General features: G+C 44.6%; 16 protein-coding genes and 2 pseudogenes. 10 read left to right on the plus strand and 8 right to left on the minus strand.

Translation table 11 applies throughout. The features are described from left to right. The first annotated feature begins 191 nt into the window (after nucleotides 1-191). The gene (locus P5674_RS11725) at nucleotides 192-461 is read left to right on the plus strand and encodes a chlororespiratory reduction protein 7 (RefSeq protein ID WP_006618866.1); all 270 of its coding nucleotides are present in this window, start codon (nucleotides 192-194) and stop codon (nucleotides 459-461) included. Nucleotides 462-528: 67 nt separating this feature from the next. Here the strand turns inward: P5674_RS11725 and P5674_RS11730 are convergent, their stop codons facing one another. Continuing rightward, the gene (locus P5674_RS11730) at nucleotides 529-1,080 is read right to left on the minus strand and encodes a DUF2854 domain-containing protein (protein WP_006618867.1); all 552 of its coding nucleotides are present in this window, start codon (nucleotides 1,078-1,080) and stop codon (nucleotides 529-531) included. Between the two features lie 177 nt (nucleotides 1,081-1,257). Between P5674_RS11730 and P5674_RS11735 the strand changes: the two genes are divergently transcribed. Then, nucleotides 1,258-1,440, plus strand: a complete 183-nt coding sequence (locus P5674_RS11735; RefSeq protein ID WP_006618868.1) for a hypothetical protein — start codon at nucleotides 1,258-1,260, stop codon at nucleotides 1,438-1,440. Between the two features lie 205 nt (nucleotides 1,441-1,645). Here the strand turns inward: P5674_RS11735 and dnaN are convergent, their stop codons facing one another. Together dnaN and P5674_RS11745 are read right to left on the minus strand one after the other, a co-directional pair. After that, nucleotides 1,646-2,827 (minus strand): DNA polymerase III subunit beta, encoded by a 1,182-nt coding sequence (dnaN, locus tag P5674_RS11740; protein WP_006618869.1) that lies wholly within the window; start codon nucleotides 2,825-2,827, stop codon nucleotides 1,646-1,648. Nucleotides 2,828-3,324: 497 nt separating this feature from the next. Next, a complete protein-coding gene (locus P5674_RS11745) occupies nucleotides 3,325-3,447 on the minus strand; it encodes a hypothetical protein (RefSeq protein ID WP_286131398.1) in 123 nt (40 codons plus the stop codon). Nucleotides 3,448-3,521: 74 nt separating this feature from the next. On the opposite strand from P5674_RS11745, the gene P5674_RS11750 reads away from it, so the two are divergent. The 3 genes from P5674_RS11750 to P5674_RS11760 all read left to right on the plus strand — a co-directional run bounded on the left by P5674_RS11750 (nucleotide 3,522) and on the right by P5674_RS11760 (nucleotide 10,580). Next, complete coding sequence (locus tag P5674_RS11750; RefSeq protein ID WP_158307541.1) at nucleotides 3,522-3,683, plus strand: hypothetical protein; 162 nt, start codon at nucleotides 3,522-3,524, stop codon at nucleotides 3,681-3,683. Beyond that, entirely contained in the window at nucleotides 3,655-6,984 is a 3,330-nt protein-coding gene (locus tag P5674_RS11755; protein WP_315670008.1) for an Eco57I restriction-modification methylase domain-containing protein, read from the plus strand. Before P5674_RS11750 ends, P5674_RS11755 begins: the two co-directional genes overlap by 29 nt. A 311-nt stretch (nucleotides 6,985-7,295) precedes the next feature. Then, nucleotides 7,296-10,580: an SNF2-related protein gene (locus P5674_RS11760; RefSeq protein WP_006618871.1), complete on the plus strand. Its 3,285-nt coding sequence runs from the start codon at nucleotides 7,296-7,298 to the stop codon at nucleotides 10,578-10,580. On the opposite strand, the gene dnaA is transcribed toward P5674_RS11760, so the two are convergent. Next, complete coding sequence (dnaA, locus tag P5674_RS11765; RefSeq protein WP_006618872.1) at nucleotides 10,577-11,938, minus strand: chromosomal replication initiator protein DnaA; 1,362 nt, start codon at nucleotides 11,936-11,938, stop codon at nucleotides 10,577-10,579. The genes P5674_RS11760 and dnaA overlap by 4 nt on opposite strands. 149 nt (nucleotides 11,939-12,087) lie before the next feature. Here dnaA and P5674_RS11770 point away from each other — a divergent pair, with 149 nt between their 5' ends. The 4 genes from P5674_RS11770 to P5674_RS11785 are packed head-to-tail and all read left to right on the plus strand — an operon-like array spanning nucleotide 12,088 to nucleotide 15,161. Further along, nucleotides 12,088-13,365 (plus strand): HhoA/HhoB/HtrA family serine endopeptidase, encoded by a 1,278-nt coding sequence (locus tag P5674_RS11770; protein ID WP_006618873.1) that lies wholly within the window; start codon nucleotides 12,088-12,090, stop codon nucleotides 13,363-13,365. Nucleotides 13,366-13,404: 39 nt separating this feature from the next. Then, a complete protein-coding gene (def, locus tag P5674_RS11775; RefSeq protein WP_006618874.1) occupies nucleotides 13,405-13,938 on the plus strand; it encodes a peptide deformylase in 534 nt (177 codons plus the stop codon). Between the two features lie 23 nt (nucleotides 13,939-13,961). Then, a complete protein-coding gene (locus P5674_RS11780) occupies nucleotides 13,962-14,531 on the plus strand; it encodes a TerD family protein (RefSeq protein ID WP_006618875.1) in 570 nt (189 codons plus the stop codon). Nucleotides 14,532-14,561: 30 nt separating this feature from the next. Then, on the plus strand, nucleotides 14,562-15,161 hold the full coding sequence (locus P5674_RS11785; RefSeq protein WP_006618876.1) for a TerD family protein: 600 nt from the start codon (nucleotides 14,562-14,564) through the stop codon (nucleotides 15,159-15,161). Nucleotides 15,162-15,245: 84 nt separating this feature from the next. On the opposite strand, the gene P5674_RS11790 is transcribed toward P5674_RS11785, so the two are convergent. The 3 genes and pseudogenes from P5674_RS11790 to P5674_RS26605 all read right to left on the minus strand — a co-directional run. Further along, nucleotides 15,246-20,441, minus strand: coding sequence for a protein kinase domain-containing protein (locus P5674_RS11790; protein WP_315670009.1), 5,196 nt, complete (start codon nucleotides 20,439-20,441; stop codon nucleotides 15,246-15,248). A gap of 218 nt (nucleotides 20,442-20,659) precedes the next feature. Continuing rightward, a pseudogene (locus P5674_RS26600) lies at nucleotides 20,660-20,773 on the minus strand (pentapeptide repeat-containing protein); the annotation flags it as partial. Next, a pseudogene (locus P5674_RS26605) lies at nucleotides 20,774-20,908 on the minus strand (pentapeptide repeat-containing protein); the annotation flags it as partial. Between the two features lie 238 nt (nucleotides 20,909-21,146). Here P5674_RS26605 and P5674_RS11795 point away from each other — a divergent pair. Next, a complete protein-coding gene (locus P5674_RS11795; RefSeq protein WP_014274328.1) occupies nucleotides 21,147-22,229 on the plus strand; it encodes a HEAT repeat domain-containing protein in 1,083 nt (360 codons plus the stop codon). 50 nt (nucleotides 22,230-22,279) lie between these two features. On the opposite strand, the gene P5674_RS11800 is transcribed toward P5674_RS11795, so the two are convergent. Beyond that, nucleotides 22,280-24,409, minus strand: coding sequence for a PAS domain S-box protein (locus tag P5674_RS11800; protein WP_006617586.1), 2,130 nt, complete (start codon nucleotides 24,407-24,409; stop codon nucleotides 22,280-22,282). Between the last annotated feature and the right edge of the window lie 61 nt (nucleotides 24,410-24,470).

Raw genomic sequence — 24,470 nt, forward strand, 5'->3', positions numbered from 1 at the left:
TGGTTGCTATTCATCCCCTCCCTGCAAGCGAGGAAGGGGAATTCCGCAACATTTTTTAAATTCCAAGCCACACCCAATTGTGTTTAAACACCGATAGTCTGAACCTGAACGTCTCGCACCTAGCAAAATGATCGTACCACGATTATGCTAGAGATTGTCCTCCATCAGATCAGATTTGGTCAAAACTTTTTATGGCAGATTCTCTAATGTACCAGGAAGATCACTTTGTTGTCTTGGAGCCTAACCAACCTGAGCAACTTATGACTGTCGCCGAACTTACAGACAAGTTACAGGCTATTCTAGCCCAACTACAAGATGATCTCCCCCGTGAACTCCAAAAGTTTCCCACACCCTCACAGCAAGCCCAATATCTTATCAATACCTGCTGTGATCTTGATTTAGGACCCGGAAAATATCTACAGTGGTATGCAGTACGTTTAGAAAAAGGCAATCCCGAATAGGTAGCATATACACCAGCACCCTCCCAAGCTATGGGATTTCAACCTTAACCCCAAATTTGCCACTCAATTAGCTTTCCGTGTCAGCAATCATGATTAAATCCACGCAATCAGTGTCTGGTTGAGTCACCTGTACCCGCAAATTCGGACCAAAAAATTGAGCAATTTTGGTTTGCTTTTCTTCCCAAACCGATAGAGGCACAAAAGGCGAGTAAAATTCTAAAATTAACGCATAACTGCCATCAACTACCCCTTCCCGCAAGGCTTGGAGCTGTGGATGTTCATCATCATTCCCTCCTAGTTTCAGGCGTTCGATCGCATCAATGAGGTGAGCCGATTGGCCATAACGATAGCGGGTAACATCCGATCGCACTTGATTTTGAGTAGGGGTCGCCTGTTGTTCCCGCTTGCTGAGGACTTCTGGCGTTGTCGGTTCAGAAAATGGTATAGGTTTAATTTCTGCCGCTTTCAGAGCCAGTCCTCCCAATAATAGGGGAATCCCATAAAAAAATCCCGCTAGATTTAGGGTAGCATAGTCAGCAAAATAGGCGACAAACCCCACCACAGTAATTAACCCACCCAGCACTAAACCCACTTGAGCTAGAGAAATTTTCCGAAACATCAGATTAACTAATTATAAATTGTTGGCATCAATCAATACTTTACCAAAAAATTGCCCGTCAACCCCAATCATTTACAGTTCCCCAGTCCCGTTTTTTTCACATCACCAGAACACAAAACTTGAGTTTGATGCTAGAATTATCGAAATCTAACTACCTAGGTGACAAGAGGATAATCCATGGATTCACAGAAGATCCGAGAGCGAGTTGCCTTAATTGAGAGCCAACGGGAAGCTCTACTCAAGTTATTGGAAAAACCTAATTTAGGGCCTTTGCGAATTGATGTAAATCAGGCTCTCGAGGAAATGGATGAGTTGCTAGAAGACTTCAAACGCACATTTCCAGAATCAGAAAATAATTAAGTTTCTGGTCATAGATTAGGGTTTGATACCGGCTCCAAATCCCAGCCATTATCTATATTTTACCGGGGCGAGGCGGAGTCAAATCATCAGGGATGTTTTGGCGGCGCAGTATGGTTTTATGCTCACCGCGAAAAGCATCCTTAATTAACGGCTCTATCCCCGCCCCTGTCTACAGTTGACTCACTTGAATTGTCTTGTGGTGCTACTACCTACGCAGTTGAATAGGCATCACTAAATAAGTCATTTTTAAACCTCCCAAAGGATTGATAATTACGGGAGTGCTGGCTGCATTTAACTGTATCTGAATTTCCGAACTATTTAACACCTTTAACCCATCCATTAAGTATTTGACATTAAAGGCAAGTTCCTTGGGTTCTTCACCGGAAATCTGAGCAGGCATTGACTCCAAAGCATTCCCGACATCAGCAGCTTCTACAGATAGGGAAATTTGTTGATTTACCTCATCAATGATACATTTAACAATATCATTTTTTTGGCTGGCTAAAACCCCAATCCGTTCTAAAGCCCCCAAAAGGGTCCGTCGTTCAACATTAACCTGGCTTAAAAACTTATTAGGTATTAACTGTTCATAAGCCGGATAAGCGCCCTCCAACTTACGAGAGTTCAAACGACGAGTTCCCACGTCAAAAACCACTTGGGTATCATCAAAACCTAAAGTCACCATGAGGGGGGTTGTGGCTTCTTCCTCGGTGGCGGTGCTATGTCGCCCTGAGTTAGCACTTACAATCATGCGTTCCACCTCCCGCAGGGCGCGTGCTGGGATAGTTATTTCCAGGTCTTCTTGTTCTTCACTATTGGGGTCTCGGACATTTTCCACCTTGACCACTGCGAGTCTATGACCGTCGGTGGAAGCAAAACAGAGGGTATCTTTTCCGACTTTGAGATTAACACCAGCTAGGACTTGCTTAGTTTCATCAGGACTGGTAGCAAAGAGAGTTCCCTTTAAGCCTTCCAATAGACTATCAGCCGCTAGTTGAATGCTATGTTCCCCTTGGACGGAGGGTAACTCTGGATACTCTTCAGCCACCATTCCCCGGACTTGATAGCGTCCTGAACTGGAAGTTAGAGTAACGACAGCTTCGGTGTCTTCATCATTGACCTCAATATCGCCCCCAGGTAAACGGGAGACAATATCATTGAGCAATTTAGCAGGTAAGGTTAAAACTCCCCCCTGCTGAACCTGAGCCGGAAAACTGGCGTTAATTCCCATACTCAAGTCAAAGGCGGTTAGACTCAATTGTTGAGTGTCCGCATCAGCTTTCACCAAAATGTTAGACAAAATCGGGTGACTGGGACGCGACGGAATGGCTCTCGAAACTAAGGATAGATTAGAACTGAGTTGTTCCTGTTCTACAATTAACCGCATTTCAGGTATTTAGCAAGGGGACTGAATCTAATATTATATCTCTGATGGCGGCGTGGCGATCGCCTAAGTTCTGATAAGTTCTGAACCTAGGTGTTGAACCTAATTGTTTAGGGGGTGGCGAGCCAGTGTGGAAATTGTGGAAATTAGGCTTAAATTTGCATCTGGTTCAGGGTTCCATCCTATGAGTATCTGTGGAAAAACTGTGGAAAATCCATCAAATCGATAGGGATTTGGTCCGGTTCAATCCCCTGTGAATCTTAGTATTTGGCAACAATAGGCAAGTTATCCACAACATTTTCCACAGGGTATGCTTGAGGCTGAAAATGGGAGAAGGCTAGTTCCTCCCCTACGGGCGAGAATATCAATAAACCATGGGTACAGTTCCGAACCCGCCCCCAGATTATGGTTTTTTAGCTGTCTCCCGGAGTCGGAGGGAGTCAGAGGGGCTTTAATGTGTATGGGAATTGACGCCAGGTCTGTTCCCAAAGGGCGGCATATTAAGCAATTTTGCATTTAATTAACATATAAATAAATAGGCTATAATTGCGGAATTTTTGGGGGATATTTTTAATATAAATTAACGGAATTTTTCTGAATGTTAGATGAGGAATTAGAGTCATAGTTAGGCAAATATTAAAACCATGGCGATAGGGGAATTAATAAGAATTGTAAAATATGGGAGTTTTGGTTGTGGGTGGGGGGGTATACTGGAAACCGCCAGCAGCCGAAGAATAACGATCGCCTATGGGCTGTATTGGCTTGTTCAAATACTACCGGGTATTTGACGGGAGTTGACAGGGTAGCGATCGCATCATTAGAAAGCCAATATGCCCAACCAACGTTTGCTGGGAATTGAAGATATCAGGGGTCTGACCGGACCGGAGAAAATCGCGGATTTATTCCGGCGGTTGGGATACGATACCTGCTGCGAAGAATTTGATCCCGAAGATGTGGACCTGAGCGATCGCCATGCTGAGGCGGTTGATAGGGCTTACTTAATCGCCCAACAGGAAAACGGCGACCCGGATTTTAAGGTGATCCTGTTCCAACTACGCGGGGGCGAGTGGGAAACACCTAGCACGGCGAGTGGCCGCATGAAGGCGATCGCTAACCAGTTAGGACAGCAAAGCACGGAATTTCTGTTGATGGCTACCAAGGATTATAACCAATTGATGTTGGTGAACCCCCGCAAAGCCTTCGACGAGAACAAAAACATCAAGGGCAACATTCGCAAACTACTCATCGATCGCACTAACCCCACCGCCTACGATCGCGATCGCCTGGAAGCCTTGGCTGTTAAGGGTAAATCCCCCTCCCAACTGTACCAAGCACACTGCGAAGCCTTCGATGTGGAACAACTGACCAAGAGCTTCTACAGGGGCTATCGTGACCTATTCGAGCGGGTGAAAGCGGTGGTGATGGAATATAACCCCCACCCCTATTTTCAGGACGGAGACAGGCTGCACCAGTTCTCTCAGCGACTGTTGGGGCGGCTGATGTTCCTGTATTTCCTCCAGAAAAAAGAGTTTCTGGCAGGCGATCGCCAGTTTTTGACCCACCAATACCGGAAAAACGGTTTTCAGTCGGAGGACTGCGACTACTACCAGGATATCCTCGAACCCCTGTTTTTTGACACCCTGAACCGCCAACGACCCGACTGCGAATCCCCCTGGGGGAAAATTCCTTACCTCAACGGGGGGCTGTTTGAGCGCGACTACGGCGAGGGTATACGCGATGCGGCTGGACGAGAAACACCGGAGGCGGTGAGACTTCCTAACTCGATATTTGACCCCGCAGATACGGACAGCATCCTGAGTTATTTCAACGGCTACAACTTCACCGTTGCGGAAAATGTGGCGGGGGATGAGGACGTGGCGGTTGACCCGGAAATGTTGGGGAAGGTGTTTGAGAATATGTTGGAAGTGGAAGAACGCGGCAAGTCGGGAACGTTCTACACTCCCAGAGGTATTGTCCAGTTCATGTGTTCGGAGGTGTTATGCCGCTATCTGGCGGATGAAACGGGCATGGAGTTGGAAACTGTGGGAAAATTGATCGACTATGACCCGAACTTAACCGACTCTGATTTTAATCAATTGATGAGTTCCCAACAGGTGCGATCGCTCAAGAAAGCACTGGATAATATTAAGGTACTTGACCCGGCTGTGGGTTCGGGTGCGTTTCCCCTGGGGATGCTGCAAATTATGGTGAACGTGAGACAGGCGATCGCCCGGCGGGAAGGGATGACGGTGAAGCGCGGCAGCCTGACCATTAGCCAGTGGAAGCGCGACATGATCGCTAACAACCTCTATGGGGTGGATATCAAACCAGAGGCGATCGAAATCGCGAAGTTGCGAATGTGGTTGTCGCTGGTGGTGGATATTCCCAGCATCGAAGATGTGGAACCTCTGCCTAACCTTGACTATAAACTAATGTGTGGGAATAGTTTAATTTCTACGATTCATGGTGAACAATTAATCCCAGATCCCACCAAAGACCAACAGGGAACGTTGGCAATAACTCCCATTCAAACGGCTATCCAACCTTTACTGGCATTGCAAAAACAATACTTTGATGCTCAAACGGAGGAACGCTACCAACTCAGAAAGCAGATTTTGGAAGCTGAGATGAATGTGTTTAGGGTGGCTGTCCAAGACCGGATTCAATACCTACAAGGTCAGTTAAAAGAATGCGATAGCGGCATTCAAAGACTCAAAAAACCCACTAAAATCCTCTTGGATAAACGAGATAACATTACCGATAAATTAACCAACCTAACTAATTTTTGGGAGGAGGTGAACTCCGGGAAAATCTCTCTTAATTTCTTCCAGTATCACCTGCACTTTCGAGATGTTTTTGATGAAAAAGGTGGCTTTGATGTGGTCATCGGCAATCCGCCTTATGTGAGACAAGAGGCTATTAAAGAGTTGAAACCAGCATTAAAAGCAGAATATGAGTGTTATACAGGGGTGGCTGATTTATACGTTTATTTCTATGAGCGAGGCTTGAGTTTACTCAAATCAGGAGGGCATTTAACTTACATCTCGTCTAATAAATACTTCCGGGCTGGGTATGGTGAGAAACTCCGCAAATTCTTGGGGGAAAAGGCTAAGGTTGATGTGCTGATTGATTTCGGGGATGCTTCTGTATTTGAGGCGATCGCTTATCCTAGCATTATCCTGCTCAACAAGGCAAAACCAGACAACCATCAAGCGCGGGTCTTTAATTGGGAAATCGGACAGTCAATTGATGAGTTTGCTGCGGTGTTTAAAAAACAGAATTTTCTGCTTCTTCAGAAGGAGTTAACGGCTGATGGTTGGCGGTTAGAATCTCCTGCTACATTGCGGTTATTGGATAAGCTGCGGGCTGCTGGTACTCCTTTGGGTGAGTATGTTAATGGTCGGTTTTATTACGGGATTAAAACAGGCTATAATGAGGCGTTTGTTGTTGACAGAGAAACACGGGACAGGTTGATTGCTGAACATCCATCTTCTCAAGAGGTATTAAAACCTTTTTTGCGGGGAAGGGATGTTAAACGGTGGTGTGTTGATTGGGCTGAACAATATTTAATTAAAATTGAATCATCGGAAAATAAAAAACATCCCTGGAGTGATGCGAAAACTGAGAAAGAAGCAGAAAAGATTTTTGCTAAAACCTATCCAGCTATTTATTTTAAGTTGGAATGCTATAGGGATAGATTGATTAAGAGATGCGATCAGGGTAAGTATTTCTGGGAATTAAGAAGTTGTGCTTATTGGCAGGAGTTTAAACAGCCTAAAATTATTTTGAGACAAATTATGGATAAAGCAACTTTTGCTTTGGATATCGAAAACTTTTATTTTAATGACACACTCTTTATGATTCCCATTAACAATAAAGTAATTGTAGCGATATTAAATTCATCTATAGTTTGGTGGTTTTTAATTAATATTTGTAATGATTTACAAAATGGCTTTTTACGCGCTTATAAAGAGCAACTTAAACAAGTTCCCATACCTTCTGTACATGAATCAGATTATCTAGCCATAGAAAGATTAGTCCAAAAATGTCTGGATGCGAAAGGTGTGGGAGTTGAGGAGTGGGAAGCGGAAATAGACGATCGCGTTGCTGACCTGTACGGGTTGACGGCTGAGGAAATGAGGATTATTAGGGGAGATTAAACTTGTGAAAAGAGACATGGATCTAATCAGGAAAATAGTTTTGCGGTTAGGAGAATCACCCAATGGGTTGACACCAGGAAACCCGAAGATGGAAGCCTATAAAGACTCAGGATAAAGCCGGTGCTGTTACGGGGGAAGTTGGGACTCAATTGCTGGGGAGTTTGATTAAAAAAGCAGTAGGGCTTTGAAAGGTCTTCGAGGTGTTTTTTTGAGAGAAAATTGGTAAGCTGATTTGGTGTTGTAAATTCCCGGTTGAGAGGATAGCCAGCAGCCCAAAATCAGGTCAATCATCAAATCTAATTAATGGGGTCATGCTAATTACCGACGACTATATCGATAACTCGACTAAAACCCTGAAAACCATCCTTAAACAACTGATTGAAAACGAAGAACAACGGGTTTTGGATATCGCGACCGGATTTTTCCGTATTGAGGCGTGGGTGCATTTGGAAGAAGCAATGAACCATCTGGAATCGCTGCGGTTGCTGATTGGACGTGACCCGGCTATCCGACCAGCAGAGAGCGATCGCATTGACCTGGTTAAATACTTCCAAGAAGAAACCCGACGACAACTCGAACAGTGGGAATATAACCTGAAATACAAGCAGCAAATCGACCGGGCGATCGCTTTTTTCCAGCAAGACCATATCCACGTCCGGCTGTTTGGAGTGGAGGGAAAAAAATCGCAATTTCTGCACGCCAAAGCCTACATCTTCGACAATTATAGCATCGTCGGTTCCAGCAACCTCACCCCGGCGGGATTGGAAGGAAACACGGAACTTAATGTCATCAATAAAAACACGGTGATCGCCCGCGACCTGCGAGTTAACTGGTTCGAGAAGTTTTGGGAGGACCCCAGCGTTGACCTGGACTACAAACAGAAGCTCATAGAAGCCCTCAACGCCTCCAAATTTGGCAGCAAGCCTTACACCCCCTACCAGGTATTTTTAAAAGCCCTTTGGGAACTGTTTAAAGACGATTCCATGGTAGCCGAAGGCGATCGCACTAGCCTAGATTTAGCCAGCTTTCAACATGAAGGTTTCGAGCGGGCGATCGCCCTAATTGAACGGCACAATGGCTGTATGGTGGCTGATGCTGTGGGGTTGGGTAAAACCTACATCAGCTTGCGGGTGATAGACTACTACCTAACCAAACTCCGACGACCTGGCCACGTTCCGCGATCGTTGGTGCTGTGTCCGGCGCAATTGCGAGATTTGGTGTGGAAGAAGAAGCTAGACGAGTATGGATTGAAAGCCGATGTCATCTCCCACGAAGAAATGGGACAAAAGGGCTTTGATTATGCTAAATATAACCGTTATGACCTGGTAGTGGTGGATGAGTCCCACCGCTTCCGCAACAGCGCCACCCAGCGCTACGAAACCCTGAGAAAACTACTCAGCAGCGGGAATCGAGAAAAGCGCGTCCTGTTGTTGACAGCAACCCCCATCAATAACACGATGTTCGACCTGTACCACCAGCTTCTACTCATCACCCGTGGGAATGACAATTACTACCAGGACTGGGGTATCAAAAACCTGCAAAAGCACTTTGGGGCGTTGGTGAAGGGGAAGGCGGAAATCACCGAATTGCTGATGCAAACCATGGTCCGACGCAGCCGCCAGGACGTGAAAAAACGACAGGATGCTGGAGAGCAGATCTTCATCGCCGGAAAACAGATCCACTTCCCCCAACGACAATTGGAGAAATTTACCTACAATTTCGAGGCGAGTTTCCAGGGTCTATACGCTGATATTGGCGATCGCGTGGATGGTCTGAACCTCGCACCCTACAACAGCAAAGAATTTAAACGCAGCGCCAACCAGAAAGACCAGAAGGAAGTCAAATGTAATCGGGCCCTGGTGATGCTGCAAAAGGCTTTGTACTTGAAGCGCTTTGAAAGTTCCCTGGTAGCTTTCGAGAAATCTATCAAAAATCAAGCCAGCTTTCAGCAAGCCTTCTTCGACATTCTCGCCCACCAAGGGAAGTTACTCGATAGCAAAAACTTCCGCAAATATATCCTTTCGGCTCAAGTGGAAGATGACGGGGAAACCTCACTGGTGGAAATGCTGGGACGACTGGAAGATATCGACTCGGGCGACTACGACATCCCCCAACTGACAGAACAGATAGAAACGGACATCCACACCCTCAAGGATATCTTGAACACCCTAGAACAGATCCGGCAGTTTCCACAGGACCAGAAAAGCGATCGCAAGCTAATGGCGTTCCAGGATTTGCTACTGACCCTCCGAGGTCAAAAAATCCTGGTGTTTAGCTACTTTGAAGATACGGCCCAATACATCTACGAGGCACTGACAGGGGACGCACAATGGCGGGAAGCTATGGGTAATCCCAAGCTGGAAATGATTACCGGGTCAACATCAGGGCGGCGGCGGGAATTGATAGTTAAACACTTCGCGCCTAAATCTAACTGCGAATCGGACCAAGAACAAGAGGCGATCGCTCTTGACCCCATCGACATCCTGATCAGCACCGATGTGCTTTCGGAAGGTCAAAACCTCCAAGATGCGGGGATTCTGGTTAACTATGACCTGCACTGGAACCCGGTGAGGATGATTCAACGGGCGGGGCGAATTGACCGATTAGGGACGGACTACGAGACGCTCTACATCTACAACTGTTTCCCCGAAGAAGGGTTAGAAAGGCTACTGGGTTTGGTGGAACGCCTACAACAGCGCATCGCTGAAATCGACAACAGCGTGGGGTTAGATGCCAGTGTCCTGGGGGAGGAAATCTCGAATAAATCCCTGGAGGAATTGCGACGGTTGAAAGATGCTGATAGCGAGGAGGAAAAGGCGGAAATTCTGGCGGAACTGGAACTGGCATCAGATTTGGTCTCCCTGGACGAGATGCGCCTACCGCTGCTTAAATTCATCCAAGAACAGGACTTGGGGAAAATCGAAGATATACCCATGGGGATTCACAGCACCCGCTATTTCAACATCCCTCACCGGAATTTTTCGGAGGGGGGGATTTTTTTGGCTTTTAAAGCCCGCGATCGCTATTTTTGGCATTGCTACCCGCGCCAAGGAGGGGCGATCGTTACTGATATGAGCCACCTGGTGGCGGACAAGGGCAAAATCTTCGACTGGATCAGATGCGAGTGGTCTGACCCGGAACTGTTGCCGCCCGCGCCCTTCGACAATGCTATTTTTTACGTCCTGGAAAGGGCGACGAAAAACCTGCTAGAATCTCTAAAACGCGATCGGGTGGGGAATCGATTTAAACCGCGACTTTCGGGAAATCTCCACAAAATTAAAGAAGTTCTCAGCCAGCCACAACTGTGGGAAAAATGGGAACCTGAAGAACTTGACATCAAAAATCAGGTTTTGAGGGTCATCGGAACTCAGCGGGAATTGCAACGTACCTACAAAAAGGATATCGACTCGATCTGGAATCGATACAAGCACAGTGATGAGGTTTTGGCAATGGTGACAGAACTCGACGAACTGTTCTGCGAAAACGAACTCTATGACGGTCTAAACGCCGACCAGGAGGGTTTACAATCCCAAATCCGCGAAATTACCGAGGAGGATTTACAACTGATTTGCTACGAGTGGTTCTACCCGACTTAACGACTGTTTAAATTAATGCGATCGCTTAACTGTTGGAGAATCTGATGCAGTTCTGAATCGCGATCGCGGCGTTTGGTAATCTTTTCACAGCCATACATAACCGTTGTATGATCTTTGCCTCCAAACACTTCCCCAATCTTAGGTAAACTCAGATCCGTATGCTGTCGCATCAAATACATCCCCACCTGACGAGCTAAACTAATTTCTCGGCGGCGAGAATGACCTTTTAAATCCTCCACCGATACCTTAAACTTCTCCGCGACAGCTTGAATAACAATTTCTGGGGATGACTCAGACCTCTGTTCTTTCGGGGTTAAAACCGCCGCAATATTCTCCACAGTCATGGGAAGACTGGAAATAGAAATATAAGCCACCGCCCGAATTAACGCCCCTTCTAACTCCCGAATATTCGAGGTGTAGTTAGTCGCAATATACTCAATCACCGCTGGGGGGAGTCGCATATTTTCATACTCAGCCTTTTTCTGAAGAATAGCCATCCGGGTCTCTAAATCAGGGGGTTGAATATCCGCTACTAACCCCATGGAAAACCGAGAACATAGGCGATCCTGCAATCCGGAAATTTTCGTCGGTGGGCGATCGGAAGCTAAGACAATTTGTTTCCCCGCCTCATGGAGAGTGTTAAAAGTATGGAAAAACTCTTCCTGGGTGTACTCCTTCCCCTCAATAAACTGGATATCATCCACTAACAAGACATCAGCGGCTCGGTAATGGTCGCGAAAACTCTGCATACTGTCGCGGCGGATCGCGGTAATTAAATCATTAGTAAACTTTTCTGTAGACACATAAAAAACACGAGCTAATGGATTAATTTCTAGGCGGTAATGACCGATCGCCTGCATTAAATGAGTTTTACCCAAACCCACCCCCCCACAGAGAAACAAAGGGTTAAACTCACGTCCGGGAGACTCCGCTACCGCCAGAGACGCAGCATGAGCCAAACGACTCCCCGCCCCCACCACAAACTGGGAAAACATATATTTAGAATTAAGATGAGGGGGTTTATGGACGGTGGGGACTACTTCCCCTACGGTATCTAACCCACTCGATGACACCCTAGGATTGTGATGGTCGATGGTAACTAATTCTCCGGTTCCGGTGGTGATACAAATTTCCAGGCGATCGCCTAAAATATCTTGCACGACATCTGCGATGATCTCCCGATAGTGCTTTTGTAACCAATTACAGGCGAAGGGGTTAGCTGTGCTAATTACTAGACAATGGTTTTCTAGGCTAGTGGCGATCGCCGTTTTAATCCAGGTGTTGTATGTGGGCTCCCCAAGCTGTAGCTGGAGACGTTCGAGAACTTGATTCCATAACTGTTCAACAGAAATATCCACGGCTTACCAAAATTAAAGATTTGCTCCGGCGATTCTGCCAGAGCTGGCAAAAATCATGTTAGATTGGGACAAAGTGCCTGATCATGACGGGAAGTTGGTATCAGATGCTAACCCCGCACAGCCCCCTACTAAATTATATTTGAGTCATTATGACTGATACCACTAGAAAAGGCTTTTGGAAACACCCTATTATCTATTTTCTGTTTTTGCTGATTGGCGGGACCGGAGCGATAATGGGCGATCGCTGGCTACAGACCCAATTGGGCAACAATGTTAATCCTAATGGCGAAACAGTTTCTCAGGTCGGTTCCCCAGATCGGACTGATATGGGTATCCCAGAAACTAGATCCCAACCGAGACTGAACGCCCCTAATTGGTTTAATCACCCCTTTAATCCCTCCTCAGACCGAGCCTCTAACTTTATTGTAGAAGCAGTCGATAAGGTGGGTCCGGCGGTCGTGAGAATTAATGCTTCTCGGCGGGTCAGTCGCGATCGTTTCGAGAATTCTCTCCCTAGGGACTTTTTTAATCCTCCTAGGGGTATGCGTCCCCCTGGCGATCGCTTTGAGGAAGGGACTGGCTCTGGGTTTATTTTATCTCCTGATGGTCACATTCTCACCAATAGCCATGTCGTCGAAGGCACTGATACCGTGCAAGTTATACTAAAAGATGGTCGCCGCTATGATGGTCGGGTGTTGGGTACTGATTCGGTCACAGATGTAGCCGTTATTAAAATTGACGCGACCGATTTACCCATTGTCACTATCGGAAATTCTGAAACACTCTCCCCCGGAGAATGGGCGATCGCCATTGGAAACCCCCTCGGACTTGATAACTCCGTAACCGTCGGAATTATTAGCGCTACAGGACGTTCTAGCACTGATGTGGGTGTTCCTGACAAGCGCATTGGATTCATCCAAACTGATGCTGCTATTAACCCTGGTAATTCTGGCGGTCCCCTGCTGAATGCTAAGGGAGAGGTCATTGGGATGAATACAGCCATCATCAGCGGCGCTCAGGGGTTGGGATTTGCGATTCCCATTAATCATGCTCAACAAATTGCTCAACAGTTAATCACTTCCGGTCGCGCTGAACACGCCTATTTGGGAATTGAAATGGTCACTCTCACCGAAAGATTCCGCCAAGAACTCCAAAATACCCAAGGTTTGCCATTTGCTATTCCTGACACTGATGGGGTATTAATTGTTAATGTCGTGTCTGGCTCCCCTGCTGACCTAGCGGGACTGCAAGCGGGAGATGTGATTCTCAATCTTGACCAACAAACTATTAAAACATCTGAAAGAGTGCAGCAAATTGTACAAAGTAAGACTGTAGGGAGTATACTACAGATTGAGGTGAATCGCAACGGAAGTTCCCGGATCTTGCAAGTGAAAACGGGGAACTTGCCATCTCAAACAACTGGCTAAACGGTTCTACCTCGGTTTGTGAATTTGGGAGACACTACTATGGCAGATATACTCGCGGTTACTCAGTTAGGCGACCCGGTGCTGCGTGACCATGCTCAACCTGTTGCTAATATATGGGAACCACGCATTCAATCTCTGATTGATGATTTAATGGCAACCGTGATTGAAAAAAATGGCGTGGGTATTGCTGCGCCACAGGTGGGATATAGCGATCGTATCTTAGTCATCGCTTCCCGTCCTAGTATCCGCTATCCAGCAGCACCCGAAATGGAACCCACTGCTATGATTAATCCGAAAATCATCGGTAAATCTGATGAAATGGTGGCTGACTGGGAAGGTTGTTTGAGTGTTCCGGGAATTCGGGGAATTGTGAACCGTTATCAGGCGATCGAAGTTGAATATACCAGCCGAGACGGTCATCTTGAACACCGAGAACTAACTGGGTTTGTCGCTCGTATTTTTCAGCATGAATATGACCACTTAGAAGGGATCATATTTTTGGATAGGGTAGCAGATTCCCATAGCATGATGACAGAAGACGAATATCAGAAACGCATTGTTTTTCAAAGCTAAATTTAGTTCAAGGAGAAGCGAATATGTCAGTCAACATTAAAAAAGGTGAACGGATTAATCTCGCCAAAGAGTCCCCCGGACTGGAAAAAGTCGGAATGGGTTTAGGATGGGATATCAACGCTACTGATACCGGGGTGGATTTTGATTTAGATGCTTCCGTGTTTATGTTAGCCAGCAATGGCAAAATCCCCCAAGATGAATACTTTGTATTTTACAATAATTTGAATTCCCCAGATGGCTCAGTGCGCCATTTAGGAGATAATCGCACCGGGTCGGGAAGTGGTGATGATGAGGTTGTGGAAATTGATCTAACTCAGGTTAATTCTGCTATTGAAGAATTGATTTTTGTCGTGACCATTCATGATGCTGACCAACGGCGACAAAATTTCGGTCAAGTCCGCAATTCCTATATCCGTATTTATGACCAGCAAACTAATACCGAGATTGCTAAGTATGACCTAGAAGAAGACTTTTCTCGGGAAACCGCCGTCGAATTTGGCAGGTTATATAATAAAAATGGTGAATGGCGATTTCATGCAGTTGGACAGGGATATAATGAGGGATTGCAAAGTTTCGTAGATAAATACGTTTAAATTCCGTCATCAAAACTTGGAGATTTAACCATGGGTATTAACCTGAAAAAAGGACAAAGTATTGTCCTTGATAAAAGTAAATATGACCTATCTAATGTGATGATGGGTTTGGGATGGGATGTAGCAGAATCTAAGGGTTTTTTGGGTAATTTATTCGGAGGAGGTGCTGATTTTGATTTAGATGCTTATGCTATCTTACTCTCGGATAGTAACAAAATCGGCAATTATAAAGATGATGTGATTTATTATGGTCATTTAAAGTCTAGTGATGGCACAATTTACCATTCTGGAGACAACTTAACTGGGGAGGGAGAAGGGGATGATGAGTGTATTTTTATGCGTTTAAATTCCATCGCAGATAGGTACAGCCGCATTATTCTTGGGGTAAGTATTTACCAAGCTAAAACTCGCCAACAGCATTTTGGTCAGGTAGAAAATGCTTTTGTCAGGGTCGTAGATGCTAGGGGTGAAGAAATGGCTTTATATAACCTCTCAGCAGACCCTTCATACGACCAAAAAATTTCTATGTTGATGGGGGAACTTTACCGAGACAATGATAAATGGAAATTTACGGCTTTGGGTACTCCCCTCAATCAAGATTTAAGTGGGGTTGTTAAACACTTCATGTAGACCGATTCTCACCCTACACCAAAGCCTCAATTCTAGGAAACTCTAAGGGAGGGGAAAACGGTAAATTGAGACAATTAGGTAATCCTATTGATAGCGGAGTTGTTCCCAGCAACGATTCAAGTAAATTCTAGCGACCCTATCATCAGGATTTTCAGATAAACAATCCTGAAATCCCTGTTTAGCTTCTGAGGTATGGTTGAGATAATAACGGAATAGGGAACGCTCAAATAATACCTTAGTTGCTAACTTTTTGGCGTGTAATTCTGGGGGGTCAGCATCAAAGAACTCGTAAACTGTTACCGCATCAGTTTTCCCCTTCACTTTCACTCTGTCAATAATCCTAAAGGCGTATTGATTAGGGTCATCTAATCCCATTAAGGTTTGGTGGGTAATTAGCAAGGAGACGCTGTAATTTTTGGTGAGACTCTCAATGCGAGCCGCCAAATTAACCGCATCTCCAATAACGGTGCTATCCATGCGATTGCGACCACCAACAGTTCCCAGCATGAGGGTTCCTGTATGAATACCTACGCCAATGCGGATAGGTCGCCTTCCGGGTCTACTACGGGTCAAATTATACTCACTTAATTGTTTGAGCATAGCAATTCCCGCCTGAACTGCGTGGTCTGGTTTTTCACCAAATAAAGCCATAATTCCATCGCCAATATATTTATCAATGAAACCATAGTTATCTACAATTTCTGGTTCCATACGGCTTAAAAAAGCATTGATAAACTTAAAACTATCCTCTGGTGTCATACCCTCGGATAAACTGGTAAAGTCTCGGATATCAGAAAATAAAATTGACATTTCTTTCTGAACAGCAGTTCCTAGTTTAACTTCGACTAAACTTTCATAACCTAAGCAGGAAAGAAACTGATGGGGTACAAACCGACCCGCAGCGTCTGTCATTTCAAATTCAGCATCTAAGGCTTTGTCTAAATTGCGATTTAATTCGGAGAGTTCATTTAATAACTCTAATCGCTCTTTTTCGGCGATTTTGCGTGAGGTGATATCTTCTAATAGTCCCTCATAGTAGAGTAAATCACCTGCTTTATTTCGGACGGCTCTGGCGGTTTCAGAAATCCAGATTTTGCTACCATCTTTCCGATAAAACTGACATTCAAAGTTAGAGACTTCTCCGTTTTCTCTGATTAATGTTTCAAAGGTTTGGCGGTCGTCGGGATTGACATATATTTGCTGGGAAATATCATCACAACTGTTGATGATATCCTCTGGAGAATGATAACCCAATATCCTAGCCATGGCGGGATTTGCACGCAGATATTTACCATCTATGGTACTCTGAAATAAGCCATCTAAGGCATTTTCAAAAATGCTGCGATATCGTTCCTCAGCTTCTCGGAGAGCGATTTCCCGTTGTTGTTGTTCGGTAATATCTTGAAAGGCAATAATTGCATAGATTAAATCACCTTCTGCGTTATAGTAGGGAGTTACCCAACTTTCTATAGGGATTAATTTATCGCCTTGATTAATTTCCAGAAAATTAGCGATCGCCTTTTTTTCTTGATGGATATCAACCGCATTGGTACTGTCTACAGAACCATCTACAAATGGCTGTAGCATGGGTAAAAAAGCATCACAAATATCACCGATTTTAAGCTGTTTATTAAGTAATTGTTTGGCTTGTTGATTGATATATTGTAACTTCCCCAAACTATCAACTACAGCCACACCAACTGGCATTCCTTCCAAAAATTGAGTCATGCGTCGTTCACCTTCCCGAATTTTCGAGTAAAGTCGAGCATTACCAATAGAAATAGCAGCTTGAGAAAATAAAACATTGAGAATTTGTAATCTTTCTGAGGTAAAAGCACCGGAAATTAAATTATTTTCTAGATATAAAATACCCACCAAATTGCCGCGATGATAAATCGGCATACACAACAGAGATAATAGTTTATTCTGCTGTAAATATTCATCCTCTGGCGGCTTCATAAAATCACGGCTAACATTATCAAAAATGACAGGGTTTGCTGTGGACATTACCAACTCTATAATCCCCTTAGACAATTGTTGACTACTGGTGATAGGGATAGATTCTAACACTGATATAACTTGAATTTTGCCGGGATTTGTATGGGTAGAGTTTGATGTAGATATCATATCACAAATGGCTACCCCTTCTATAGCCAAATTGGATAAGCGATCGCCTAAAATAATACAACACTTTTGCGCGCCCGCAGTCTCTAATAGCACTTGCATTAACTTAGACAATAGCTGTTTTAAATCGATTTCTCCAGACAATGCTTGGGAAGCTCTAACGGCAGTAGACAAATCCAAAACATCTGCACCGGTACTACTAGAAATAATGGTTTCTGTAGCTCCTAAATACTGTGATTTATGGCGAGTAAGAAGAGGTTTTAACAGTTGAAAATAACCTGATTCTAGCAGTTTTATTTTAGCGGATGCTTGCCAATTTGCATAACCATAATAGGCATCAATTAAATAAGTCCGAGCAATTTTGTGGCGTTCCCAGTCTAAATAAAACAGTGCGGCTAGTTCATTGGCTACTGCTAACTCGCGGTTATGACCATTTTGATGAGCTAATTCCACGGCGCGGTCATAGGCTTCGATCGCCTCAATACGGTCTCCTAAAACTCGATATTTTTCAGCTTCTACCAACTCCCATAAATGCCTAAAGTTTTGAGGTGCGGATACACAAAAAGATTGCAGAATATCCTGATTATTCCTAACGGTTTCCCAAACTTCTGGCGGTGGGGGATGAATGGCTAATTGAACTAAGGAATCATAGGCATAAAATAGGACTTTTGACACCACACAAATTACGTTATTGACATGATTTCTGGCTAATTGTGCATACTCCCAACCCCTAGGAAAGTCTCTCAAAATATAGGCAACCATTAAGCGATCGAGATAATCATTAAAGGTTAATATGTCTTCTGATGAGTTCGCCAACCACTCTTCTACAGTCAAAGTACCCTGGAGGGTATTAATGGCTGGAGTAGGACTCAAAGAACCTAATTCAACTCCGGTTAAATAAGCCAAGGGGGGTAACTGTTCAGGAGGTAAACAAGAACGCCAATTAGCTAGGGACTCGCGGCGAGGTATAATCCCTTGATTAACCCATTGTAACACCCGGTATTTTAAGGGTATAAAATCTAACTTAGGCAGCCATTTCAAGGCTAATTTACCATAAGTATATCCCCTATCTACATCTCCTGATTCTGTCAAGATTAAACCTGTAGCAGCGTAGGCTACAGCCAGGCGATCGCTTATTCCCAAATCCACTGATAAGTTGAGCATTTCCAAGCCAATAAGCCGCGCCATTTGGGGATAATAACGGCGACTGGCTTCCCAAATTAATGACAGTAAATGTACTGCAAAGCGCCGGGGATTATCGGCTTGATTATCATTAAATAATCCCCCATAATTATCAGACTCAACCGGAGATAAATCAGATAAATCACTCAATTTATCCAGCGCTTGTTGTAATCTCTCCTCACTTGGATAAAGGGGAATTTCTACCCCCAACTGTGTACATAAATTAATGGTATTAATAATCGGTGTCTGGGATTCATTTTTATCAAGGTCTATCAATATTTTTAATTCCCAGGCTTTTACCTGATCAGCCAGAGTTTGAGCTTCCGCCAAAATGCGATCGCACCATTGACTCATCTGTTCCTCATTACCCACTAAATAAGCCACCCGTGCTGCTTCGGTATAAAGTGCTAAAGTGAGTTCATATTGTCTTGTCCATCCCTCCACACCAATTACACCGATACCTACGATCAGATATCCGATCGCTTGAGGGTAATTGTGCTGATTTACAGCTAAAAATCCAGCCGTTAAATTGAGTTCTGCTAACTTATCCTTTTCCGACTGTTCCCCAATTAAATCTACACCTAAATTTAGCTGATTGACTACCATAAAATGTAATATTTTACCCTGACCATCAAAGGGTTTTTCTGTCAGATATGGGTAAAGCCGTCTGCCTAATTCTAGGTGAATAGCACCTCGTTGATTAGGGAGAATTTGGTGATAAGCAGCAGCGCGGATACTAGGGTTAACAAAACTATAGCAGTTTGCCGTTACTAACTCAATTAAATTAGCGGCGATCGCCTCAGTCAAAAGCGCTCCCATTTGAGCTGGTGAGACCTGAGAAGCCCTCAATAAAATATCCCAGGCGAATTCATTCCCCAAACAAGCAGCCTGCTGTAATAGCCGTTGAGTTAAGGGATTTAACCGTTGCAATTTTTCGTCAACCTCCGACTGCGTATGAGCGTCTAAAGATAGGTGTTTTGTCAGTTCGACAAACCTAAATTTTATCAAATTATCAGGGGAACTTGCATAGGGAAAACCCAGCTTAATAGATGTCTGTTGGTTGTCGATTTCCCATTGTGTCTTCGCCTCTACCAAATCCATATAGATACCCCAAGCAGTTTGATATCTATCTTCAGGATTTTTCGCCATTAATTTCAGAATCATATCACTAATAATTAACGGAATTTCTGGCTTAATCAAATGGGGAGGTTGAGGTTTTTTGGCAATATGGGCGTGAACAAACGACATGGGGTTATTGTATTTAAAAGGTAATTTTCCAGTTAATAACTCATAGAAAGTCACCCCCAGAGAATAAAAATCTGTCCGATGATCAACGCCTCGATTAATGCGTCCAGTTTGTTCGGGAGCAATATAAGCCGGAGTCCCTTCTAAGGCTTTATTATGATGTGGTAAAAGTACATTATCTGAGAGTCTAATCGAAATGCTAAAGTCAATCAACTGAATAGCTAAAGTAATGGGGTCAATCAGCAAATTTTGAGGCTTAATATCCCGGTGGATAATTTGGCGACGGTGTAGACCATCAAGAATTTGCACAATAGCCGTGGCGACAGTCAAAAATTTGGGGATATCCAGGGGATACTCATAGATATATTCAGCCAAAGAAATCAACCCATCATCAGCCATAATTAAGGCTAATCCATTACCGTAGGGTTGCAGAGTTAATATATTAACAATTCCTGGTAATCCTTTCAGGTATTGGGCGATAGTATATTGGTGGCGAAATTTCTCCAGTTCATTAGCGCTAGGATAGCGATCGTGCAATAATTTAATTACCACAGGTTGGCGATCGCCACTAATCAAACCACGATAAACAGCGGTACTCGAGCCGTTGTAGATAAGATCGAGAATTTCATACCCTGGTATTTGAACTGTTGGTTTGGAGGCTTCCATCTGATTTAGGCTCACCTTCCGACTGGTAGAGTTAGTTACCATCTCAACCTGCAAATTAGCCATTAAATTCCTGCTGATATATTTCCCCCCCTCCCCCCATTTTCCCCGTCAAGCTGTTCCCTAGCTGATTAACAACTATTCACAGTTGGTTACTTTTAACCCTGAATTAGTAAACCTATAAATGGGCGAAGACAACCCCCAATCAGCAACAATAGCCGCCACTTTGAGGTAATGGGGAAAGCCGAAAGTTGACCAGAAAAGCACTTACAGGTTTAGGCGGATCATCTGTGAATTTCACTATTGGGTATCATAGCCTTTTTGAGATAAGTTATGATCAGCCCAGTTTCGGTAAAATCAGCATCCGTGAGGTTAACTCCCTTGAGATTAGCATGACTTTAATTAGCTCCTCCAAGTTGACACCCCTTTAGGATAGCGTGACTTAAATCAACCCGTGTTAGGTCTGTTGGTTTGGCTTTCGGTAAATCAGCAGCTTTGAGATTAGTATTATATAACCTGGTTTGGCGTAGATTTGCCTAATGTAGGGAAGCATAACTTAAAATTAGCCCCCACTAAACCAGGCTTATGTCAGGAGGCCCTTATAGATGGGGGTTGATTAGCGATCGCCCCAATAATTCGCTAGTATGGGGTAGGGTGCATCAACCGCAAGGAGCCACAAAAATGTTACCATTAAGCCCAGATTGGCGATCGCAGTCGTCTGATCAGGCCAAAGCGTAAAGCAGCCCTTAGTTATCACCCCATTTAAGTTTCATGGCTTTTGATCCTTTAATTTTATTTCTGTGGCTGAGTTTAACTGGGTCGGGATTAGTTGCTGCTAGTCCTAGTCAGAGTTTGACCGTCGCACAACAGCCGAGGGAGACCAATCAGATAATATCCCCATCTCCCTTGGTAGCCACTACAAATTCTCAAGGTCTGCTTCTAGCACAGGAAAATAGTAACGGCAATGGTAATGGGGGCAACTCCTATAGTTTCCCAAAAGCCCTGATTATCTTGGGAGTTGGTGGGGTAATTATCACAGGTGGGGCCGTATTTATTCTAATTCGCCTTCTAGCTACCCCTGATTTAGACCAAGAGTCCCAGGAAACTCAAGAAACTACCCAACCACAACCTGATCCCGAAATTTCCCCCGCCTCCCCCCAGACCTTAATACAGTTTCCAGCCATAGAAGCGCCGCCCGAAGCAGACCCCCCAATTGCCCAGAATGGTTTGATTAATCTTCCCCCTACCCCCGTCACCGAAACCGTCATAGAAGCGCCGCCCGAAGCAGACCCCCCAATTGCCCAGAATGGTTTGATTAATCTTCCCCCTACCCCCGTCACCCAAACCGCCCCAGAAGCGCCGCCCGAACCTTCAGCCCCCACTGAACCCACTTTGGTAGCCGAAAGTCCCCAGCCCCTGAAAATCGATCGCATTGAGGAACTGATTTTACAACTACAGTATCCTAACCCTAATCATCGCAGCAAAGCCATTTGGGAGTTAGCCCAACAGGGAGATTCCAGAGCGATCGAACCTCTGGTAAACTTGTTATTTACATCAGACTCCAAGCAGCGTAGCAAAATCTTGGCAGCCTTAGCAGAAATCAGCACTCGCTGTATCAAACCCATGAGTAAGGCCCTCGTTTTTTCCTTGCAGGACGAAAACCCAGAAGTACGACAAAATGCCATTCGGGACTTAACCAGAATTTATGATTTAATGTACCAAACTAGCCAAATTCTCCAAAGAGCAATGGATGATCCCGAACCCGATGTCAGAGAAACCGCACAATGGGCCGCCGATAAACTCAGTCGGATGCGTCCTTTACCTATCTCTAGGAATCATCTTGATAACGGATAATTGATTGACTGCCATTACAGGTGCGTTAGTCTTTCCGACCCTAGCAATAATTAAGGTAATTGTTCGCCATCAATCTTCGTGCAATTCAAAGGCAGAGAAATGATAAACCTAGTTCCTTTTCCTAGTTCAGAAATACCTTCGATTTTGCCACCATGTTTTTCTACCACAATTTGATGAGATATAGCCAAACCTAATCCCGTGCCTTTTCCCACCGGTTTAGTAGTAAAAAATGGGTTAAATATTTGTTGTCGGACTGACTCAGGAATTCCAGGGCCGTTGTCGGAAATCTCCACAACTACCATATCCATGTTTTCCTCATATTCAGCCACTTCTAATCTAGTTCTAATCGTGATTTCCCTAGGTGCCGGTCTATTCTCCAAAGCATCGATCGCATTAGAGATTAAATTCATAAACACCTGATTAATCTGGGAAGCATGGCACTCTACCCTAGGCAGTTCCCCATAATCGCGGATAATATTTGTCTCCCCTTGTTCCGCCTTTGCCTTCAGGCGATTTTGTAAAATCAGCAAAGTGCTTTCAATTCCCTCATGCAAATCAACCGCCTTCATTTTCGCCTCATCTAGTCGCGAAAAATTGCGTAGAGAGGTAACAATTTCCTGAATCCGATGGGTCCCCAACTTCATTGATTCCAAAGCCTTGGGTAAGTCATCTAGCAGAAAATCCACATCAATATCAGCCACAGCCTCTTTTAATTCTGGCACTGGCTCCGGGTAATATTTATGATACATACACAACATATATTGAATATCCTTAATACAGGTATCCAAATATATTAAGTTCCCATGAATGAAAGCCAGAGGATTATTAATCTCATGAGCCACTCCCGCCACCATTTGACCCAAACTCGATAGCTTTTCAGCTTGAATTAGTTGGGTTTGGGTGCGTTGTAGTTTGTCTAAGGCTTTTTCCAGTTGAGCCGCTTTTTGTTTTTCTAATTGCTGTTCAACTAATAAAGCCGCCTCTATAGCTTTGCGATCAGTAATATCACGCACGATCGCCAAAACCACATCATCCCCACTTTTAACATAGCGAGCCTCATAGGTGCGCCATCCTTCCTCAAAAGGTAGCATATATTCCCCAGACTGAGACTGTCCGCTAGTTAAAGTTAATTCCAAGTAGTGGCGCGTCCACCAGGCTAAGTCCTCCGAGAACACTTCCTCAACCGTTTTTCCCAAAACTTCCTTAGATTGTGTCACCCGATCATCCTTAGATGGGAAATAGTCAAGAAACACCCCCCCTCGGTTCAGGCGAAACATTAAATCGGGGATCGCTTCAATCAGGCTGCGATTTCTCACCTCACTTTGTCGTAAGGCTTCCTCAATCTGTTTGCGATCGCTAATATCAGTTTCAATCGCAATAAACTTAGTGAGATCCCCCTGATGGTTAAAAATAGGAGTAATGCTAATAGACAGCCAGTAGGGAGTCCCATTGCGTTTATAGTTGAGCAACTCCCCACGATAGGGTTTGTGTTCCTTGAGACAGGTGCGAATTTGATCTATAGTTTCCGCATCACTCAAAGGTCCCTGGAGAAAAGAACCTGGGGTTAGACCATTCACCTCTGCCAGAGTGTAGCCTGTAATCCAAGTAAATGCCTCATTAACCCATTCAATATTCCCATGGCGATCGCAGATAATCACCGCATTATCAGTTTGACTAGCCACCCAAGAAAGTTGGGTCAGTTCCAACTCAATTGCCTTGCGTTCCGTAATATCCTGGGTAAGTACCCAATACTTCTCTGGGGTAGCACCCGTTTTCATCAAAGGTACAATAGTCGTTTCCAGCCAAACCTCTCGTCCCGTCAAAGTACAGTTTTGCAGTTCACCGCGCCAGATACCGCCAGATCTAACCACAGACCAGACCTTCTCTTCCCAAAAATCCCCACTATAGCAGTTAGAATTTAGCAACGGATGAGGTCTACCTATTAACTCTTCTGCCGCGTAACCGAAAACCTCAATAAATGCCTCGTTAATTTCCACAAGTATACCGTTTTGGTCTACCCATGCTCCTGGGGTGGTCCGGTTGACCACCTCACGAAGATCCCAAAGTTCCTGTTGACTTTCATGTAATTGTTGTTTGGTTTTGGTCAAATCAGCCACGGCTCTCTGATAAGCTGCTACCAAAGGTTCGGGAAACAGGAGCCCTAAAAGTTCTGCGCTCATAATAAATTCTCCCAATAGGTGATTTCAGTTAGCTAGGACATTCACGAAATAGCCTAGCCAC

This window comes from Limnospira sp. PMC 289.06, assembly GCF_032350395.1.
GTDB lineage: Bacteria > Cyanobacteriota > Cyanobacteriia > Cyanobacteriales > Microcoleaceae > Limnospira > Limnospira platensis.

Bases quoted from the DNA above. Each gene is read 5' to 3' on its own strand.
- P5674_RS11795 (WP_014274328.1), top strand. From the start codon at position 21,147: ATGGCTTTTGATCCTTTAATTTTATTTCTGTGGCTGAGTTTAACTGGG.
- P5674_RS11785 (WP_006618876.1), top strand. From the start codon at position 14,562: ATGGGTATTAACCTGAAAAAAGGACAAAGTATTGTCCTTGATAAAAGT.
- def (WP_006618874.1), top strand. From the start codon at position 13,405: ATGGCAGATATACTCGCGGTTACTCAGTTAGGCGACCCGGTGCTGCGT.
- P5674_RS11725 (WP_006618866.1), top strand. From the start codon at position 192: ATGGCAGATTCTCTAATGTACCAGGAAGATCACTTTGTTGTCTTGGAG.
- P5674_RS11760 (WP_006618871.1), top strand. From the start codon at position 7,296: ATGCTAATTACCGACGACTATATCGATAACTCGACTAAAACCCTGAAA.
- P5674_RS11790 (WP_315670009.1), bottom strand. From the start codon at position 20,441: ATGGCTAATTTGCAGGTTGAGATGGTAACTAACTCTACCAGTCGGAAG.
- P5674_RS11730 (WP_006618867.1), bottom strand. From the start codon at position 1,080: ATGTTTCGGAAAATTTCTCTAGCTCAAGTGGGTTTAGTGCTGGGTGGG.
- P5674_RS11745 (WP_286131398.1), bottom strand. From the start codon at position 3,447: ATGACTCTAATTCCTCATCTAACATTCAGAAAAATTCCGTTAATTTAT.
- P5674_RS11780 (WP_006618875.1), top strand. From the start codon at position 13,962: ATGTCAGTCAACATTAAAAAAGGTGAACGGATTAATCTCGCCAAAGAG.
- dnaN (WP_006618869.1), bottom strand. From the start codon at position 2,827: ATGCGGTTAATTGTAGAACAGGAACAACTCAGTTCTAATCTATCCTTA.
- P5674_RS11755 (WP_315670008.1), top strand. From the start codon at position 3,655: ATGCCCAACCAACGTTTGCTGGGAATTGAAGATATCAGGGGTCTGACC.
- P5674_RS11770 (WP_006618873.1), top strand. From the start codon at position 12,088: ATGACTGATACCACTAGAAAAGGCTTTTGGAAACACCCTATTATCTAT.
- P5674_RS11800 (WP_006617586.1), bottom strand. From the start codon at position 24,409: ATGAGCGCAGAACTTTTAGGGCTCCTGTTTCCCGAACCTTTGGTAGCA.
- P5674_RS11735 (WP_006618868.1), top strand. From the start codon at position 1,258: ATGGATTCACAGAAGATCCGAGAGCGAGTTGCCTTAATTGAGAGCCAA.